General features: G+C 44.2%; 1 pseudogene. It reads right to left on the bottom strand.

What is annotated here, in order from left to right:
* Positions 1-242, bottom strand: a pseudogene (locus L652_RS1000000125170) (hypothetical protein); the annotation flags it as partial.
* Between the last annotated feature and the right edge of the window lie 312 nt (positions 243-554).

The raw sequence follows: 554 nt of genomic DNA on the forward strand, positions 1-554 counted from the left end.
TCTAGCCGGTTCAGATGCTCTAATGCTAACCGATGATTAATGCCGTAGAGCCAGCGAATAATCCCTGGTGTAACAATAGAAAACCGAATTGCAATAAGCACCGAGAGCTTGGTTCTGTTAACTCCTTTTTGATGGTTATTTGCGCCTGCACGATATCGCATATCAATATCAAAATAGCGAGGGTAGTGATGAGTATGAAGAGTGTTGTTCGTTTCCAAATTTATTGATGGTTGTTGCGTCATTTTCTAAAGGCTCTCAGGTTAGTTAATTGCTAAACTTAACTAGTATCACAGTACACAAATTACCGTTATTTGATGACTTAAACCCCGTTTTTCATTCCGAGATGCTTTAACAGCATGCACGGGATCATTGTCGCGATAATTATCGCAACAAAAGCAGCTTTCAGCTGATGGTCTCTCAACTTCGTTGTTCAACCATAGGGTCTAAAACGCCCGTAAGCTCTGGTGTTGCTCCGCAACGAGCTTACTCGACGCGCTATCGCGCTAGCGTTTTAGACCCCGCGCGAATGTACCGTGCTCCGCCCTGTACCAACC

The sequence above is a fragment of the Pseudoalteromonas sp. TB25 genome (genome assembly GCF_000497995.1).
GTDB classification, from domain to species: domain Bacteria; phylum Pseudomonadota; class Gammaproteobacteria; order Enterobacterales; family Alteromonadaceae; genus Pseudoalteromonas; species Pseudoalteromonas distincta.